The sequence below is a fragment of the Daquilactobacillus linshuiensis genome, assembly GCF_052828685.1.
In genome coordinates this window covers 1,382,885-1,396,942 of sequence record NZ_CM128255.1, presented here as the reverse complement: position 1 = coordinate 1,396,942, position 14,058 = coordinate 1,382,885, and the positions used below count along the sequence as shown (strand labels likewise).

Sequence of the window (14,058 nt, the reverse complement as noted above, 5' to 3'; positions counted from 1 at the left end):
GAAGTTCCTCCAATATTTAAGAGAATATTAAGATATTAACAAGTAAGTATGTACTATTTTAGCATTCTATAAAAATGTTTTCCACAGATTTAACAAAGAATAATACACAGAAATAACAAAACAGTGGAAAAAGAAGTAAAAAAATATGTGCATTTTGTTAATAACAATAATTTTTAAAAAATATGCACAGGATCTTGTGGAAAAAAAGACTGATATACAAATGATTATAAAAGTTATTCACAGAAAAAATAATAGTGTGGATAATTTTTTCAATACGGTGTTCATCTGTTGAAAACTTCTTAAAAAAATTGTGGATTAAAAAAAATAAAAATAAATTATAAAAAGTTTTACACAATTCTTGATTTTATAAAGTGGAAAACTCTTTGAGATAGCGATGACTTTTTTTAAAAATTATATTTTAATTTGTTTTAATTCATGGTAATATATTCGAGTAATTGTCTTAGAGATTAATTTAGTAACAATTAATTATTGAAGATAAATATTCGGATGGAGGCAAAAAGATGAAAACAAAAAGAACATTCCAACCTAAGAAACGCCATCGTGAAAGAGTTCATGGTTTCATGAAAAGAATGAGTACAAGTAACGGTAGAAAAGTATTGGCTCGTCGCCGTAAAAAAGGTAGAAAAGTTCTATCAGCATAGACTACTGATAATCAGTGGTCTTTTTTTATAAATTCATTTAAGTATGGTGATTGTTTTATGAGAAAAAGTTACCGAATAAAAAAAGAAGATGAGTTTCAAAAGGTATTTTTCGGTGGAAATTCAGTAGCTAATAAGAACTTTGTTTTATATCAGATACCTAAACAAGGACAAAAACATTTCCGTGTTGGATTATCAGTTGGAAAAAAAGTTGCTTTAAGGGCTAATAAAAGAAATCGTATTAAAAGATATATTAGACAATCTTTATTTGAATTGAAGGATCAGATTCCAGCAGAGGTGGATTTTTTAATTATTGCTAGGAAACCTTCAATAAATTTAGATATGAAAGATACAAAAAATAATATTACTCATTTGCTAAAGTTAGGTAAAATAATAGAAGAAACTCTATAAAGGTAAGGTCTATACAGTGAAAAAATTAAGAAGAAATAAGTTATTACTCTTTGCCCTTTTAATGGTTTTTGTTGTAGTACTTTCAGGATGTTCAGCGAACTACTATAACACTCCTATTACTAGCCATAGTTCAGGATTTTGGGATCATTATGTAATTTATTCTTTCTCAAGATTTATTTTATGGTTAGCAAGCTTAGTTCATAATAGTTATGGATGGGCAATAATAATTTTTACTATCATAATAAGAATTATTTTGCTTCCTTTGAACTATTATCAAACTAAGACAATGAATAAACAGATGGCACTACAGCCTCAGATTCAAGAATTACAAAAGAAATATCCTGGTAAAGATTTAGAATCAAGACAAAAACTTTCAGAAGAACAACAAAAAATTTATTCTGATGCCGGTGTTCATCCATTTGCTAGTTTGCTTCCAATGCTTATTCAATTGCCTGTAATGTTTGCTTTGTATCAAGCAATTTATAAGACTACAGAGTTAAGAACTGGTAGTTTTTTATGGATGAAATTAGGACAACCTGATCCTTACTATGTAATGGCGATTTTAGCTGCTTTATTTACGTTCTTAAGTACATATATAACAAGTCTTTCACAACCTAATCAAAATGGCATGAATAAGATAATGATGTTTATTATGCCTGTCATTATTTTTATTCCAGCTCTAACATTTGCAAGTGCAATTACAATATATTGGGTAATTACCAATGCATTCCAAGTATTGCAAACATTGGCTTTTCAAAATCCATTTAAATATAGACGTGAACAAAGACAAAAGGAACAAGAAAAAAAAGCAAAACAAAAAGCTTTACGAAAAGCTAAGAAAAAAGCATATAAAAATAAAAAATAATTGACGTATTTTTTATTTATGTTTATTATCTTATTAAATTAAATATTAAAAGTAGTCAAAGTGCTTTAAACCAACTCAAGATTTTTTTGAGTCGGTTTTATTGCGCTTTTTTTATTGCAAAAAGGAAGAAAAGATGAGTACAGTAACAGATTATGACACAATAACAGCAATCTCTACCCCACCAGGTGAAGGTGCAATTTCAATTGTAAGATTATCTGGAGACAAGAGTATAGAAATTGCCAATAGTATTTTTAAAGGGAAAGACCTAACTAAAGTTGATTCTCATACTATTAATTATGGACACATTGTTGATAAAAATAATACAGTCGATGAAGTAATGGTTAGTGTTATGAAAGCTCCTAAGACGTTTACCACTGAAGATGTTGTAGAAATAAATACTCATGGTGGAATTGTTGCAACAAATGAAGTTTTACAATTGCTAATTGGATGTGGAGCTAGATTAGCAGAGCCAGGGGAATTTACAAAAAGAGCATATTTAAATGGTCGTATAGATCTTACACAAGCTGAATCAGTGATGGATGTTATAAGAGCAAAGACCGATAAAGCAATGCAAGTTGCGGTTAATCAGCTTGAAGGAAGTTTGTCAAAATTAATTAAGAACTTAAGACAAGAAATACTTGATGTATTAGCCAATGTTGAAGTTAATATCGACTATCCAGAATACGATACTGATGAATTAACAACAAAAATGCTGTTAGAAAAAGCTCAAATTGTTAAAGAAAATATCAATCAATTATTAAAAACATCTCAAAATGGTGAAATACTTCGTGAAGGTCTAGCAACAGCAATAGTTGGTAAACCTAACGTAGGAAAATCCAGTATTTTAAATACTTTGCTCGATGAAGATCGTGCAATCGTCACTGATGTTGCCGGTACTACAAGGGATGTAATTGAACAATTCGTCAACTTAGATGGAATCCCACTAAGACTCATTGATACAGCAGGAATCCATGATACGGATGATAAAGTTGAAAAAATTGGTGTCGATAGAAGTAAAAATGCCATTGATAATGCCGACTTAATCATTTTAGTATTAGATGCAAGTAAAAAGCTCGTTCAAGAAGATGTTGATCTATTAGAGCTAACTAGAGATAAAAAAAGAATCATTATTATGAATAAAAATGATTTGAATTCAGTTATTACAAATGCTTCAATATCCAGTTATATTACCGATTCAGATATTTTAATTTCTACTTCAGCAGTAACTAATGACGGTATTGATGATATCAAAGAGTCAGTAAAGAAATTGTTTATGTTAGGTATTGAAGACAGTAGAAATGATGTTTTGGTAACTAATGCAAGACAAGCTGGATTATTAAGACAAGCTGGTAATTCACTTGATGATGTTATAAGTGGAATTGAATCGGGTATGCCAATTGATTTAGTACAAATAGATATGACAAATTGTTGGGAAAAACTCGGTGAAATCACCGGTGAAAGTTATCCAGATGAATTAATTACACAGCTATTTAGTCAATTTTGTTTAGGGAAGTAGTAATGAAAATGAAAAAATATAAATCAAATAATTATGATGTTATTGTTGTCGGGGCTGGTCATGCAGGTACAGAAGCAGCACTTGCAGCAGCAAGAATGGGTGAAAAAACCTTATTAATTACAATTAATTTAGACATGGTCGCTTTTATGCCATGCAACCCTTCTGTTGGTGGTCCAGCAAAAGGTATTGTTGTAAGAGAAATTGATGCACTTGGTGGTCAAATGGGTAAGGCAATTGATGCCACTTATATTCAAATGAGGATGTTAAATACTGGTAAAGGTCCCGCTGTTAGAGCTTTACGTGCGCAAGCAGATAAAGAACTATATCATAGCGTAATGAAAAATACCTTGGAAAATCAACCTAACCTAACTCTTAGACAAGGTATGGTTGAAGAACTAATAATTGAAGATGGAGTTTGTAAAGGTGTTATAACAGATACAGGAGCTTCATATGAGGCAAAAAGCGTCATTTTAACAGCCGGAACATCTTCTCGAGGTAAAATCATTATAGGTGAACTAATGTACTCCTCAGGGCCTAACAATTCGCTTCCATCAATTAAGCTATCCGATAATCTAGAGAAAAATGGATTTAAACTTACTCGTTTTAAAACAGGAACACCACCAAGAGTTAATAAAAATACTATCAATTTTGAAAAAACTGAAGAGCAGCCTGGTGATGAAAAACCAAATCACTTTTCATTTGAAACTCCAGATGAGAACTATTTGAAGCTTAAAGAACAATTATCATGCTGGATGACTTATACAAATGAAAAAACACATGAAATCATTCGTGAAAATTTGGATCGTGCTCCCATGTTTTCAGGAATAATTGAAGGTGTTGGACCAAGATATTGTCCTTCAATTGAAGACAAAATAGTGCGTTTTGCTGATAAACCTCGTCATCAAATATTCTTAGAACCTGAAGGAAGGAATACCCAAGAATATTATGTTGGTGATTTTTCAACATCTATGCCAGAAGAAGTTCAATTAGATATGATTCATTCTGTTGCTGGACTAGAAAATGCAGAAATGATGAGACCAGGATATGCTATTGAGTACGATGTAATTGAACCATGGCAATTAAAAGCAAATTTAGAAACTAAAATTATTGAAAATCTATTCACTGCTGGTCAAATGAATGGAACTTCTGGTTATGAAGAAGCAGCTGGTCAAGGGCTTATGGCCGGAATAAATGCTGCTTTGAAGAATCAAAATAAAGATCCATTTATTTTGGGTAGAGATGAAGCATATATTGGAGTGCTAATTGATGATTTGGTAACTAAAGGTACCAATGAGCCCTATCGTTTATTAACAAGTAGAGCTGAGTATAGATTGATTCTTCGTCATGATAATGCCGACTTACGTTTGACTCAAAAAGGATATGACTTAGGATTAATTTCTGATAGTAGATATAATGAATTCACTAAGAAAAAAGAAGACATAAAGAGTGAATTTGAAAGACTATCTAAGACAATGATTAAACCAAATGAAAAAGTTCAAGACTTTATGGTTAAAAATAATTTCAAAAAATTACAAGACGGAATTTTGGCAGCAGATTTATTAAAAAGACCAGAAGTTCATTATGAAGATATTGAGAATTTTATAGGATCTGCAGATGTTGACCACAGAGTTAAAGAACAAGTTGAAATCACTGTTAAATACGAAGGTTATATCAAAAAAGAAAAAGCTAATATCGAACATTTAAGAAAAATGGAATCAAAAATCATTCCAGAAAATCTTGACTATACAAAAGTTAATAGCTTAGCAACTGAAGCAGTTCAAAAACTAGAAAAAATAAATCCTAGAACTATTGCACAAGCAAGTCGTATAAGCGGCGTTAACCCAGCTGATATTGGGATATTAAGCGTATATATTGAACGTGGCAGAATAGCAAAAAAGGAAGCTCAATAATATGAGCTTCCTTTTTATTTCCCAGGAAATATTTTTATTAAAGTTTTGAAGCGGCTGCTTCATCAATAATAATTGTAACATCAGGATGATTTTGAAGAATGGAACTTGGTACCTCTTCTGTAACAGGACCGTTAATAGTATTTGCAATTGCTTCAGCTTTGTCCTCACCATAAGCAATTAAAAGAATTTTTTTAGATTTCATGATAGAACCAATTCCCATTGAATATGCAAACTTAGGAACATCTTCTTCTTTTTCAAAAAATCTTTTGTTTGCATCAATAGTTGATTGAGTCAATGCAACTTTTCTAGTAGTACCATCAAATGGTGAACCTGGTTCATTAAATCCGATATGGGCATTTCTTCCAATTCCTAATAATTGCAAATCAAGAGGGTTCTCATCAATGATTTTATCGTAATCAGAAGTAGCTTTTTTTTCATCAAGATTTGAGCCATCAGGAACATAAGATTTTTTAAAAGGTTTTGCATTAAAAAGATTTTTCTTCATGAAATAATGATAACTTTGTTCATTATCAGCATCTAATCCAACATATTCATCTAAATTAACTGAGATTTTATCAGAGAAATCTAAATTACTTTTTGATAGTTCTTGATACAAAGTTATAGGAGTACTTCCTGTCGCTAATCCAAAAACTTGTGCATTGTTATTTAAAGCTTCATTAAAAATTTCGAATGCTTTTTTTCCGCCTTCGTTGGCGTCTTTTACTCTAATGATTTTCATCAATAAATCCTCCACATTTCTTTATTGGTCTAGTCCAATCTATAGTAAAAAAGGTTTTTTGTCAAGAAATGGGTAATAAAAAAGCCCAGTTTAATAACTGGACTAGTAATTTTATAATTTTCCTTTTGCTAAAGCAATTTTTAATTTGCTTACTTCAAGAATAGATTTATCCTTAGAAAAGTTCTTTGCATGTGAAGCTAGGTAGCCCTTTGTTTTAAAGTGCTTGCCTCCAATAATCATATCGGCAATACCTTTATGTTGACCAAGTGATGCGATTGTACCAAGTGATTTATAAACAAATTTAATTTGTGGTTTTCCTTCTATTGATGCAACAATATTTTCTGCAACTACATCACCTTGAGCAATTGCAAGTTGAGCAGTTGTTGGATATGGACGATTTGAGTCAGGATCCATTGATGCTGAAACATCACCAATAATAAATACTTCTGGATTTGATTCTATATTTAAGTAATCGGTAACCATTACGCGATTTCTTTTAGCATCAAAACCGGAGTCTTTAATTACATCACTACCACTTACTCCAACAGTCCAGATGATTGTGTTGCCACCGTCTTTATGTTCATTTCCTTCAGGATCATCATACAAAACGCCATCTTTTTGAATTTCTTTAATTTTAGAACCAGTTTTTAAATTAATACCATTAGTTTTTAGATAATCAACTGCATAATTTGCAAGTTCTTCATCAAACATTGGTAAAATTCGTGTTGCCATTTCTAGACAAGTAATATTTATTTCAGGAACATTGTATTTTTCTTTAAGTTTTCTTGTTGAGTCAATTAGTTCACCTAAAATTTCAACACCTGTAAATCCGGCACCACATACTAAAATGTTTAAATCGTTAGGATCATTTGAGTTTTTATAATTTGCAACATTTTTTTCAATTGTCTCATAAATTTTTTTTGCGGTTGGAATATCTTCTAACACTAATGAATATTGATCAGCACCAGGAAGTCCAAAGTTTTCAGATCTAAATCCTAAACCAACTACTAGATAGTCATATGTCATATCTTCATGATCTGAAAATGAAACCCTTTTACTATCTTTGTCAATTCTTGACACTGTAGCTTGAATAAAGTTAATTTTTTGATTATCGATAGCATCTTTTATTGGAAAACTCATTGAATCGACGCTAGCTGTACCAGCAGCTATTTCATGAAGAGACATTTTTTCAACATGAATGTCATTTTTATCAACTAAATCAATTTGTGTATCAGTTGGTGCTGATTTTGCCAACATTTTTGCTGTTCTAATTCCAGCATACCCTGCACCTAAAATTAAAATACGAGCCATAATACAAAAACCTCCGATAAATCTATCTAATTTTTCTATACAATAAATATTATACCCTTGATTTTTTAAACTACAAATAATATAGTAAGCGGTTTATTTTTTTTGAATTTTTCTTAAAATAGAATGTTTTAAAATTAAAGGTGCAATTAGAGTTGTTAATACTACTGCCAATATAATAGCTGAATAATATTCTTTACTCATTAATCCGGCTGCAAATCCAGATTGAGCAATGATTAATGCCATTTCTCCTCGAGAAATCATTCCGGCGCCTACAATATAGGATGTATCAAACGAAAATCCAGAGATTCTCGATCCAATTCCTGCACCCACTAACTTTGTAAGTACACCAATAACTGTTAGTGATAGGATTAAAAAAATGTCTTTTCCAATGGTTGAAAAGGAAATATTTAAACCGATACTAACAAAGAATATTGGAATGAACATAGAATAACCAATTGTTTGAATAGATTTATTTATTTGTTTATTATTTGTTACTTCTGAATACGCTATACCCGCGATAAACGCACCTAAAACGGCATCTAGTTTAACAAATGTGGCTAATATCGCTACGGAAAAACAAAGCGATATAGCGATTATAGATTCTGAATTTGAGGCAATTAACTTTGTGGAAATATGATTTATATATGGAATTATTTTTTTAATTAGAAAATATGCAAATATAAAGAAAATAATCCATATGATTATCATCAATATTGAGTCTTTAAGCTTAAGATTTCCTTTAAGGGTTCCTGTCATAACACTTAAAAGAAAAATTGCAATAATATCATCTGCCACTGCAGCGCCTAAAATAGTAGTACCTGCTGCACCACTTAAATAGTTTAGACTTTTTAAAACTTCTACAGATATTGAAACTGAGGTAGCAGCAAATACTATAGATATAAATAGATTTTCTTTAATTGGAAAACCATAAAAATAATCAAATATAAAGACTGTAGAAATGGGAACTACAACTCCTAAAATTGCTACTAAGATACTTGGCTTAAAATATTTTTTAAGAAGCTTTAGGTCACTTTCAATGCCAGCAATAAACATTAGTAAAATCACCCCTATCTCAGAAAAAACATCTAATATATGAGTTTGGTGAACTGTATTTGTTACTCCTGGTCCTAAAATTATGCCTAAGATAATCACTCCAAGAACAGCAGGAATTCCTGTTTTATTAAAAAAATGGCTTACTATAACGGATAATAATAGAATTATAACTATTGGTATTATTGTATTCATTTGTACCTCTCTTTATTTTTATAAAAAAAGACACCTTTAGGTGTCTAAATTAATGAATTTGGTAGTTTTGCACTATTAGCTTCGTAATCAGGCTTTTTTATCACACTTACATTAATATCTCTGTCTGTTATATCTTCGATTGATTGAAGGTCGTCTTGTGTTGTAACTAATATATCATTAATTATGGGTTTACTGTGTAGTAATGCTCTAATTCTGCCAATATTGCTATGAACATTTTCTAAGTAAACTAATGATTCGATATTTAATTCTTTATCGGAAGACATATTTTTAAAAGTATCATCAGTGGGATCACCAATAAGAACAAGATTTTCATAATCTTTTTTAATGTTGGTAATCCACCATTTAGCTAATTGGTATTCATTGCTGAAGACATTTGTTTGAAGTCCATCCTCGTCAAACAGCTGTACAGAAGTTAATTGTTCGCTTTCGAATTGCTTCGTAAGAACAGTGCTACCATCGGTTCTATAGTATGTTTCTTCGTCAATTGTTTCTTTTTCTGTGTAAAATTTAGTTTTTGATAAAATACCATCTTGATTATAAATGTTAGTTTTATTTAGATGCTCATCAGTAAAATAATCTATTGATGAAATTTTTTGATTTTTGAAATGAACAGTCATTAATAAGTTATCTGATTGATCTAATATTTTTGTTTCATTTTCATTTTTTAAGGTTTTCCAATCAGGTCTGTCTTGAATTGAAACTCTTTTTTCAGTAGGTTTAGAGCTGAATTGTAAATCAGCGTATAAATTAAATATCTTACCTTCAGGTAAAATGGTATCGGTATTTTCTAGATTAGTTAAAGTTAGTGCTTTACTTTTATTAATTTGAGAAATGTAATTATAAATCTCTTTAGTTAATTGCCCTGATTTGTCATTAGAAGGTTGTAAAATAGCATACGTTTTTTTTGTACTAAAGGAAACATCTCTTACTAAATAGTTAGAATTAAATGTTTCTTGTATTTTAGAATCCAGTGATTTAATACTTTTATTAATTGAAAGTAATTGATTCTTGTTATTATTTAATTCTTTAGAAATTATTGATAATTGATTTTCAAGTTGTGAGATATTTTGAGTTCTTTTTTGAGTATTTGTTTTTATTTGAGTATCTAATTGTGTAATTTGTTTTTTAATATTTGTCGAAATGTTCGTTGCTTCTTCGATATTATTAAGTAATTGTTGATTTTCGGAAGTTAATTCTTCATTTTTTTTGAGTAACTTGTCGCGACTTTTTGAAAGTTTTTCCCTATCTTCATATAAATGAGCGACTGATTTCTTTTGTTTTTCCATTAACTCGTACATTTTTTTTAGATCAGTTTCGTTTTTGATTTCTTCAGATAGGTTACTTTCGGCTTGTTTATTACTTTCGATTGCGTTTTCTACTTCTTTTATATCATCATTATTATTTTTTAATTCATCTTCAACACCATTGTTTTGTTCTTGGTATTTTTCAATTAGTTCTGTTTGATTTAGTAATTGTTGTTTATTGCTTTCAAGCTTTTCAAGAAGGTCAGCATCGTCTTCAGCCAAAAGAGCTTCTTTTTGTTTTGAATATTTTTCTTGATTTGCTGTTAAATCTGCAATTTTTTGTTCAGTTGTATTTTTACTTGATTGAAATTCGTCTCTTTCAGCAAATAAAGTTTTCTTAAGAGAACCACGCAATGAGCTATATTCAGTAGCCAAACTAGCCATTTTTTCTTCAAGCTGAACTCGCTTATCGTGATTTGATAATGAATTATTAAAAGTTACTTGAGGTTTTGGTTTTACAATCTTTATATCTGATTTTTCTTCCGGTTTATTTTGAGTTGAATCGGCGATATTAGTGTGTTTATTATCACTTACCTCGTCGGGAAAAAGTTTATCTAAAAAGCTCATATTGATTCCTCCATTTGAATCGTTCTAAACAAATAAATACTACCATTAACTTAAATACCTGTCAAAGCTATGTATATAGCCGATTGTTAGTGATATTTAGGATGTTATTTATAGAAAAATGAATAACGTTGTTTAATAAGATAAATGTAATGATATAATGTAATCGCTAACAATTATATTGAAGAGTGGTGTTATATATGGTAAAAGTTATTTCAATTAATGCAGGGAGTAGTACATTAAAGTGGCAGTTATTTAATATGCCACAAAAACAATTAATTGCTAAAGGTATGATTGATCGTCTTGGTAAAGCAAATGCAGTATTTACTGTTAAGTATGGTCATGAAAAGAAATTTAAACAAGAAGAGCCAATTGAGACAAATGAGAAGGCAGTTACATTAATTTTAACTAGACTAAAGGATTTAAATATTGTTGATAAATTAGAAGAAATAAAAGCAGTTGGTCATAGGGTCGTTGCTGGTGGAGAAATTTTTAAAAAATCATCAATTATTACCGCTAGTTCTTTAGAAGATATTAAAAAACTTAGTGAATATGCTCCATTACATAATCCTGTTGAAGCTTATTATATTGAGGTATTTAGCAAGTTATTACCAAATGCAATTCAGGTAGCAGTATTCGACTCATCTTTTTTCAGCGATTTAAGTCCTGTTAATTATCTTTATAGTATTGAAAAAGAATATTATGATAAATATGGTGTGAGAAAATATGGCGCACATGGAACTAGTCATCGTTTTGTTTCTAATAGAGTTAATGAGTTGCTTGGAGAAAATAGCGAAAAGCGTGTTATTACTCTACATTTAGGAAGTGGAGCTTCAATTAGTGCAATAAAAAATGGAGTAGCTATTGATACTTCAATGGGATTTACACCTCTGGCAGGTGTCACTATGAGTACTCGAAGTGGTGATATTGATGTGTCTTTGATTCCATATATAATGAATAAATTAAGTATTTATGATATTAAAGAATTTATTGATATCTTAAATAATGAATCTGGATTATTAGGTATTTCAGGTATTTCAAATGATATGAGAGATCTTGAAGACATTGAAGATAAAAATGAACGAGCTAAACTGGCTCTTGATATATTTGTAAACAGAGTTATTAAGTACATTGGTTCATATATTGCTGAACTTGGTGGATTGGATGCTTTAGTATTTACTGCTGGTGTTGGTGAAAATGGAATTGAAATGCGAAAAAAAATAGGTGATAAACTTAAATATTTTGGAATTGATATAGATTCAGAAAAAAATAATTCTCGTGGTAAAGAAACAGAGATAAGCATTGATAAATCGCCGGTTAAGACATATGTAATTCCAACAAATGAAGAGTTGATGATTGCAATAGATACATATAATTTATTACAAAAAGTTGATAAACAAAAAGAACAACTTTAATAGTTGTTCTTTTTTAAAATCCTGTTAATAAGCCGATTATAAAAGAAATTACTTGAGCAATTGATAATATAGCTAAGTTTTTTGCAAATTTAGGAAAGGCCTCTTTTTTTATCTGGTTTGTATATAAAAATTTAGTATTCTTATATATGATAGGTACTGTTATAAGAGTTAACAAAATCGACTTTGGTAGATATCCAAGAAGTGCTGATACAATTAGCATTAAAAAACCTATTATATATAATATTGGAACTAAGTTTATTGCTGCTTTTTTTCCTATATAATAAATTAAAGTTTTACGACCAAGTTGTATATCTTCTTGCTGATCACAAATTGTATTTGCTAATAAAAGATTAGAAATAGAAAACATTGTTAACCCTGAAGCAATAAATATTGGCCAAATAAAGTTCCAATTAAGAGGAATTTTATTTGCAGTATTTACATAAACTGAAATTAAAAATATCATGAATCCCATTGTAAAGCCGGAAAGAGGTTCTCCAAAAGCTGTTCTGTTAATTGGATGCGGTCCTCCTGCATAAAAGTATCCAATTAAAAAACAAAATATTCCCATAAATAATAAGGCAATACTTGTTTTAAAAACTAGGAAGATTCCTATAAGTGCCGAAAATGACATCAATATAATATTTATTTTAGTAACAAGACTTAAACTTAATTTGTTAACACCGACAACGTTAGTTTTATTTCTAAAAGTATGTGCATTTGTAGCATTTTTAAAATCCTTTAAATTGTCATTAACGTTAACAGCCATATGAAATAAAATAGACGCAATAAAGATTAGAATAAGATTTTGCCAGTTTATTATTCCGTAATAATAAGATGAGTATAATGATCCAAGCAGTAATGGTAAAATTGATGCAGATAGTGAAGTAATTTCTACTAATTCGAGAAAAACAGCAATATTCATTTAAATCATTTCCTTTGTTAATTTTTTATAATACTATTAGTATAATAACAAACATTTGAGGTTAATAAACATTGATAAATAAAATTTGGAAGCCCTATCCAAAAATTCAAAAACAATTAAAAAGTACACAAATTTTTATTTTGTCGCAAGTAAAAATAAGAAATAATGAAATATCTGAAATGATAGAAGAATTAATTAAATCTGGTGGAAAAATGACTCGACCTGCATTTTTTTATTTGTTCAGTGAATTTGGGGATAATAAAATATCAGATGATGATTTGAAAGTAGCAGCTGGAATTTTAGAAATATTACATTTAGCAACTTTAATTCATGATGATGTTATTGATAATTCACCACTTAGAAGAAAAGCTGCAACAATTCACTCTAAATATGGGATGAGAAATGCCATTTATGCTGGAGATTTTTTATTTACTGTTTATTTTGAATTATTGACTAAAATTGCTCCAACTAAAAAAGAAATATTATTAAATTCTCAAAGTATGAAAAAAATACTACTTGGTGAATTAGATCAAATGCTGATTAATGATAATCCTAATGCTACGTTAAAAATGTATTTGAGAGAAATTAGTGGTAAGACAGCAGAATTATTTCAATTAAGTACTGAATTTGGTGCAATAATGGGTGGAGCAAATTCGAAAATAATTAAAAAAGCAAAATACATTGGACATGATATAGGTATGGCTTTTCAAATAATTGATGATTTATTAGATTATTCGGTCCCTAACAAAACTGGTAAACCTAACTATGAAGACCTAGATAATAAGATTTATTCACTTCCAATAATTTTAGCATTGAGAAATGATAAGGGTGAACTTACTAGTTTACTTAGTAAAGATGAACTAACTGATACCGATAAAAAGCGGGCAATTGAACTAATTAAGAAAAATAATGGTCTAAAACAGGCAAAAAAAATTGCCGAGCATTATACTAACTCAGCAATTAAGAGGATTAATACTCTAGAAGAAAGTGAAGAAAAAGATATTTTATTAAAAATCACAAAACAAATGCTAAAAAGAAGTAAATAAAAACGAGTTGTGGTAGAAGTATTAGATACTAAAATTAAAAATGATGTTTCTATTCAACGAATTTTATTAGTTGACCAATTTTACTTAAAAAGAATATCCCATAATCACGAACTCGTGATTATGGGATATT

At 29.6% G+C, this 14,058-nt stretch carries 12 protein-coding genes; 7 read left to right on the top strand and 5 right to left on the bottom strand.

What is annotated here, in order from left to right; translation table 11 throughout:
- The first annotated feature begins 521 nt into the window (after window positions 1–521).
- From rpmH to mnmG, 5 genes are all read left to right on the top strand, one after another.
- The gene (gene rpmH / locus ACUV9F_RS07470; protein ID WP_244088059.1) at window positions 522–662 is read left to right on the top strand and encodes a 50S ribosomal protein L34; all 141 of its coding nucleotides are present in this window, start codon (window positions 522–524) and stop codon (window positions 660–662) included.
- Between the two features lie 57 nt (window positions 663–719).
- Window positions 720–1,070, top strand: a complete 351-nt coding sequence (gene rnpA, locus ACUV9F_RS07465; RefSeq protein ID WP_446183643.1) for a ribonuclease P protein component — start codon at window positions 720–722, stop codon at window positions 1,068–1,070.
- A 61-nt stretch (window positions 1,071–1,131) separates the two neighbouring features.
- Window positions 1,132–1,935: a YidC/Oxa1 family membrane protein insertase gene (locus tag ACUV9F_RS07460; protein WP_446184369.1), complete on the top strand. Its 804-nt coding sequence runs from the start codon at window positions 1,132–1,134 to the stop codon at window positions 1,933–1,935.
- Between the two features lie 133 nt (window positions 1,936–2,068).
- Entirely contained in the window at window positions 2,069–3,451 is a 1,383-nt protein-coding gene (gene mnmE, locus ACUV9F_RS07455; protein ID WP_446183642.1) for a tRNA uridine-5-carboxymethylaminomethyl(34) synthesis GTPase MnmE, read from the top strand.
- Window positions 3,452–3,453: 2 nt separating this feature from the next.
- Entirely contained in the window at window positions 3,454–5,361 is a 1,908-nt protein-coding gene (mnmG, locus tag ACUV9F_RS07450) for a tRNA uridine-5-carboxymethylaminomethyl(34) synthesis enzyme MnmG (RefSeq protein ID WP_446183641.1), read from the top strand.
- A gap of 37 nt (window positions 5,362–5,398) precedes the next feature.
- Here mnmG and ACUV9F_RS07445 read toward each other — a convergent pair whose 3' ends face one another.
- The 4 genes from ACUV9F_RS07445 to ACUV9F_RS07430 form a co-directional block, all read right to left on the bottom strand.
- Window positions 5,399–6,100 carry a glucosamine-6-phosphate deaminase gene (locus tag ACUV9F_RS07445; protein ID WP_446183640.1) on the bottom strand — a complete coding sequence of 234 codons (702 nt, stop codon included), beginning with the start codon at window positions 6,098–6,100 and terminating at the stop codon, window positions 5,399–5,401.
- Window positions 6,101–6,211: 111 nt separating this feature from the next.
- Entirely contained in the window at window positions 6,212–7,411 is a 1,200-nt protein-coding gene (locus ACUV9F_RS07440; RefSeq protein ID WP_446183639.1) for an NAD(P)/FAD-dependent oxidoreductase, read from the bottom strand.
- Between the two features lie 93 nt (window positions 7,412–7,504).
- A complete protein-coding gene (locus ACUV9F_RS07435; protein ID WP_446183638.1) occupies window positions 7,505–8,656 on the bottom strand; it encodes a cation:proton antiporter in 1,152 nt (383 codons plus the stop codon).
- A 44-nt stretch (window positions 8,657–8,700) separates the two neighbouring features.
- Window positions 8,701–10,548, bottom strand: a complete 1,848-nt coding sequence (locus ACUV9F_RS07430; RefSeq protein ID WP_446183637.1) for a coiled-coil domain-containing protein — start codon at window positions 10,546–10,548, stop codon at window positions 8,701–8,703.
- Between the two features lie 197 nt (window positions 10,549–10,745).
- Between ACUV9F_RS07430 and ACUV9F_RS07425 the strand changes: the two genes are divergently transcribed.
- A complete protein-coding gene (locus tag ACUV9F_RS07425; protein ID WP_446183636.1) occupies window positions 10,746–11,960 on the top strand; it encodes an acetate/propionate family kinase in 1,215 nt (404 codons plus the stop codon).
- A 13-nt stretch (window positions 11,961–11,973) separates the two neighbouring features.
- On the opposite strand, the gene ACUV9F_RS07420 is transcribed toward ACUV9F_RS07425, so the two are convergent.
- A complete protein-coding gene (locus ACUV9F_RS07420) occupies window positions 11,974–12,882 on the bottom strand; it encodes a prenyltransferase (RefSeq protein WP_446183635.1) in 909 nt (302 codons plus the stop codon).
- Between the two features lie 71 nt (window positions 12,883–12,953).
- Between ACUV9F_RS07420 and ACUV9F_RS07415 the strand changes: the two genes are divergently transcribed.
- The gene (locus ACUV9F_RS07415) at window positions 12,954–13,928 is read left to right on the top strand and encodes a polyprenyl synthetase family protein (protein ID WP_446183634.1); all 975 of its coding nucleotides are present in this window, start codon (window positions 12,954–12,956) and stop codon (window positions 13,926–13,928) included.
- Window positions 13,929–14,058 lie beyond the last annotated feature (130 nt).